The following is a 4292-nucleotide window of genomic DNA, read 5'->3' on the forward strand; positions in this document are numbered from 1 at the left end:
GCCATAGCGGCAAGTTTACGCGACTTGGTCTCAACTTGACATGGCCGCCCTGCCAGTTCTTCCGCCTCCATGGCGTGGGCTCGATCACCAGCTTCGGCCTTTGAAGGCGAGCGCGCGGTTATTGTGTGAGGCGCTGCGGCTGGATTTTCAGCGTGACGATCAGGCCCTGCTTTGCCCAATCGTAAGCGATCGAGCCACGCAGATGCCCGGTTACGCTACGCTCGACCAATCTGCTTCCGTAGCCGGGCGGATCTGCAGGTGTCTCAACGAGCGGTCCGCCACTTTCTGTCCAGACGATGGTGACGGCGTCATCTTGCGCCGAGCACGATACATCCAGCGTGCCTGCTTCCGCCGACAAGGCGCCGTATTTGAGAGAGTTGGTTGCAAGTTCATGAATGATAAGCGCCAGGATAGTTGCCGATGATTCACCAACACTCATCCTTCGCACCGACACCCTGATGCGGCCGCTAAACGCCCCCAGATCGTCATAAGGCGCAAGCAGTACCGTAAGTAGGTCGCAAGCAGCGCAGAGGCGGCCTCAGTCTGGCCGGGCACCGGCCGCCACCAGATGATGGGCTCGCCCCAAGGCAGTCAACCGCTGTGTAAGCTCGCGCGCCAGGTCATTGGTCGTCGTCGTCGAACGCGAGCTAATGGCAGTAAGGCCGGAGTCTATGGTCAGCAGGTTCTTGACGCGATGGCTCATTTCGCAGGCCAGAAGCTCGCGGCTTCTTCCGCCTGCTTGCGGCCGGTCACATTAACGAAGGTGCCGAACATCAGCGCTGGGAAAAATCGCAGATCCTATGCCCAGTCTTGGCGCCGCAATCCCGACATGTGCTGGATCGCCCGCGGTCCCAAATCAAACTTGGTCCTCGCGCCAAGGTGGCGATGCGGGTCCGGTCAAGCCTGCTCGAGCGAAAGCTGGCGCACCCTTTACAAAGGACGATAAATTCACTGCCGGTATAATGGCATTTCCGTCAATGAACGGCTTTCTGGCCATCGTTGAGGCATCCTGACGGACTGCGAGCGCAACGCGTTTCGACCTGCGGAGGGAACCTCGGCGTTCAACATCAAACGACTAAGTACAGCAGGACGACATCGTCAGGCACTGAACGCCACCCTACCTACCTAGGGCGTCCCCCCATCATCAGCCTAGGCGGCGCACTCGTTCCGGAACATTGCCAGATTCCGGCGTCTCAGCGCCGCGCCTTCAATATTCTCGCCTCTCGCAGCAATGATCCACGATCAGTACCGACCATATCGATCAGCTCGCGTGCCTGGGCTTCCGTAATCCCGGTTTCGCGCGCCAGGAAACGGATGAGAAAGTCTTCTTGCTCCTCCCTATGCCCACGATCCCGTCGCTTCTCATCGGCGATGTATGACGATTTCGGCTGTTCTATCGAACGCGGCGATGGGGTGTCCTCATTGTAATGCACGCCTTGCACGGTCAGCCCTGCCTCCTCTGCAGCCGCCAAAAACGCCTGCCGGGCATTTTCCACCTCGTCGTCCGAAGTCAGTGAGCCGGTACAGGCCTGCAACGCGTCTCGGTATATTGATCCGTGCTCGTCCGGCCACTTCTCCATCAGCAAGATGGCAGCCTCGGAAGCACTGGACAACCTGCGGAGTTCTCCATTTGGCAACTCGATCGTTACTGGAACCCTGAAAAAAGCGTCGTGCATCGCGTCACCCCTATCCCACCATCTCTCAGCGAACGGGGCGCGACGACATTCGTTCCAGCGCAACATGTAACGCGGCCTATCCGTCCAACGTCAGGCACCTGACGCCGATCTCACAATGAGGCGCCACCGTTTGGGGGCATGTAGGCGGTCGGCGCGGCCCTTAGTCGGCCGGGCGTCGACGAAAGGCTCAGATCAAAGCATCCATTGGCGGCTTGGGGCGTTAAGACTGACGTCAGCAGGCCCCAACCGAATAGCTAGGGCTGGCGCAATCTCGGAGAACATTCACACATGGATATTCCTAAAGGTGCGACCGTTGCTGTGGCCGATGGCGAAAGGCTCAATCTGTTCCGCAATTCAGGAGACGAAGCCAATCCAAAGCTGACGGCCTCGGTCGTGGAAGACGTCGCAAACGAGAACAAGGGATCCGGTGCGCGTCATCAGAGCAGCTCCGCCAATCCGGACAACAGTCAAATCGAGGAGGACAATTTTGCGGCCGGAACCGCCGAACTGCTCAACCGACACGTCCTCGGCGGAGAAATCGCCAATCTGATCATCATCGCCGCTCCTCGAACGCTTGGCGAACTGCGCAAGCACTATCATCAGAAATTATCGGACGTTCTGATTGGCGAAATCGCCAAGGATCTCACCGGCCATTCGGCCCACGAGATAGAGAAGGCAGTTGCCAGCGCCTAGACGCATAATCGACAGAACTCAAATCTGCATCGCGCCCGCGCTCTGATCGTATTCGCGCCTGCGTCGAATTGAAGGACTTTATCATGACAAAATCCATTGGATGGTTGGCCGCAGCAGTGCTTTGCATTACAGCGCCTGCTCAGGCCGCTGACGGCGCCTTTCTGAAATCGTTTGCCGGCAGCTGGGTTGGCAAGGGCACGGTCAAGGTCGACGCTGATTCCCAACCCATCAAAATCAACTGCAAATTTGCATCTGACGCGACTGAAAGCTCATTGGCGCTTAACGGCAAGTGTACAGGTTACGTGGTCTTCTCGCGGGCGATCGGCGCCGACGTGAAGACGAATGGCAAAACCTATACGGGCATATACACCGGATCGAGCACCGGTCCGGCTGGCCTCAGTGGCGGTCGATCAGGCAACGCACTGGTTCTAGGCATCCATTGGGCAAAGGAAGTCAATGGCGACCGTACGGCCCAGCTGAGGCTGGAAAAAGTTGGTGACAATGGGATGCGCCTAACGACGATCGATAAGGATCCGGCGACGGGCAAGACCATTGTGATCAGTCGGATTGATCTCAGCCGCTCCTAGCGTCTGGTCGGCAAATATCCGACGCCTCGCTAGTCGAAGACGGGGCTGCCGGGCCGACTATTACGTGAGCTCGTAGTAAAAATCGCAAATCAGGTCCGCGACTTTGACGGCTTCAAAGTCAGTCATGTGCGCAGCTGTCTCAACAGCCACGACCCCCATATCGTCCTGATCGATCGCCAGAAGATCCAGTATCTTTGCGAACTTGAACTTGAGCTCCCGGTCACCATCGAATTCATCGATGGTAACGTGCAGAATGTTCACATTTGCGTCGATCAATCGCGTTTGTATGGCGTCGGTAGAGGCTGCTAGTGTGCGAATTGCCGCGAAAAAGTGCTCTCGCGCATTGGCATATTTGTCGTCCATTTTGATACCTTCAAAGTTGAAAAGCTGCGCCCTGGACGTCGTGCGCGAACCGGGACTTACGCGTTTGGCATAGGCTGAGTCAACAATGGCGGCCCGCCCGTACAGGTCAGTTTGAGATTCAGGGCTTGCGAATTGACAGCCGGGCTTCCCGCATGAGCTACGACCATTTGGCGCGGCACAATAAGCTGACAAGCTCGCGAGCTTCCGCTTCAGTGATGCCCTGCTTCTTTGGCTTCGGGGAACCAACGTGGCAGTGGCCAGTTTGCATAGCGAGGGGACACATCACGGAGATTCAAATGACACGCCGACCAAAGATTTTGGCCAGCACCGCACTCGGGTTGCTCATCGCCTCGGTGCCGTTAGGGGCGCCGCTCAGCGCAGCATTCAGCGCTGGACGGTTCGCCGAATCCGCAACGCCGATTTTTATCAAGTTGAAATGTAAGGAGGGCGAGTCCGCCGAAGCCTGCGCGCTAAGGCAACAGGCTCCGTCCGAAAACGCTGCTCCACCTCCAGCGACCGAACCACAGCCTACTCCAAAACCGCAGGAGCAGCCAAAAGAGGCAGCTCCGGCGTCTGAGTCAACTCCCGTTCCAGAATCCACGCCACCGGCTGAACTGTCGACGAAGAAACAGCCCGCTCCAACAGCCGAGCCTGTGCCGGCGCCGCCAGCCGAGCCTGCGCCCAACAAGGCTCCCGACGAACCGGCAGGCAAGCAAGTCCAGCCGCCCGCAGACAAGGCGCCTTTGCCCACCCCGGCTCCCCAAGCGCCCGCTGCGACCGATCAGCCTGCGCCTGTACAGGGCGAACAGCCGGCGGAACCTACAAAAAAACCTGCCGCCGAGCAGCCTGGCGCCGAGGGGCCTGCATCAAAGCAGCCTGTGACTGGAGAGCAACCTTCAACCGACCAGCAGCCTCCAGCCTCCGAAAAGCCAGCCAATGGTGAGCCGGCGGCGCCCATCCAAAGCGAAAAGCC

The 4292-nt window shown here is 58.5% G+C and carries 6 protein-coding genes; 2 read left to right on the forward strand and 4 right to left on the reverse strand.

The window, feature by feature from the left end:
- Nucleotides 1-118 precede the first annotated feature (118 nt).
- From EN991_RS41805 to EN991_RS25295, 3 genes are all read right to left on the reverse strand, one after another.
- Entirely contained in the window at nt 119-439 is a 321-nt protein-coding gene (locus EN991_RS41805; protein ID WP_245472551.1) for a sensor histidine kinase, read from the reverse strand.
- 99 nt (nt 440-538) lie between these two features.
- Nucleotides 539-703: an HWE histidine kinase domain-containing protein gene (locus tag EN991_RS41810; protein WP_348629906.1), complete on the reverse strand. Its 165-nt coding sequence runs from the start codon at nt 701-703 to the stop codon at nt 539-541.
- Between the two features lie 490 nt (nt 704-1193).
- A complete protein-coding gene (locus EN991_RS25295) occupies nt 1194-1676 on the reverse strand; it encodes a DUF982 domain-containing protein (protein ID WP_245459233.1) in 483 nt (160 codons plus the stop codon).
- 288 nt (nt 1677-1964) lie between these two features.
- Here EN991_RS25295 and EN991_RS25300 point away from each other — a divergent pair, with 288 nt between their 5' ends.
- Both EN991_RS25300 and EN991_RS25305 read left to right on the forward strand, forming a co-directional pair.
- The gene (locus tag EN991_RS25300; RefSeq protein WP_127369785.1) at nt 1965-2369 is read left to right on the forward strand and encodes a host attachment protein; all 405 of its coding nucleotides are present in this window, start codon (nt 1965-1967) and stop codon (nt 2367-2369) included.
- An 83-nt stretch (nt 2370-2452) separates the two neighbouring features.
- Nucleotides 2453-2956 carry a hypothetical protein gene (locus EN991_RS25305; RefSeq protein ID WP_127369786.1) on the forward strand — a complete coding sequence of 168 codons (504 nt, stop codon included), beginning with the start codon at nt 2453-2455 and terminating at the stop codon, nt 2954-2956.
- A 60-nt stretch (nt 2957-3016) separates the two neighbouring features.
- On the opposite strand, the gene EN991_RS25310 is transcribed toward EN991_RS25305, so the two are convergent.
- Nucleotides 3017-3319: a hypothetical protein gene (locus EN991_RS25310; protein WP_127367678.1), complete on the reverse strand. Its 303-nt coding sequence runs from the start codon at nt 3317-3319 to the stop codon at nt 3017-3019.
- Nucleotides 3320-4292: the final 973 nt, after the last annotated feature.

This window comes from Mesorhizobium sp. M7A.F.Ca.US.005.03.2.1 (assembly GCF_003997795.1).
In the GTDB taxonomy this organism is placed as follows: Bacteria; Pseudomonadota; Alphaproteobacteria; order Rhizobiales; family Rhizobiaceae; genus Mesorhizobium; species Mesorhizobium ciceri.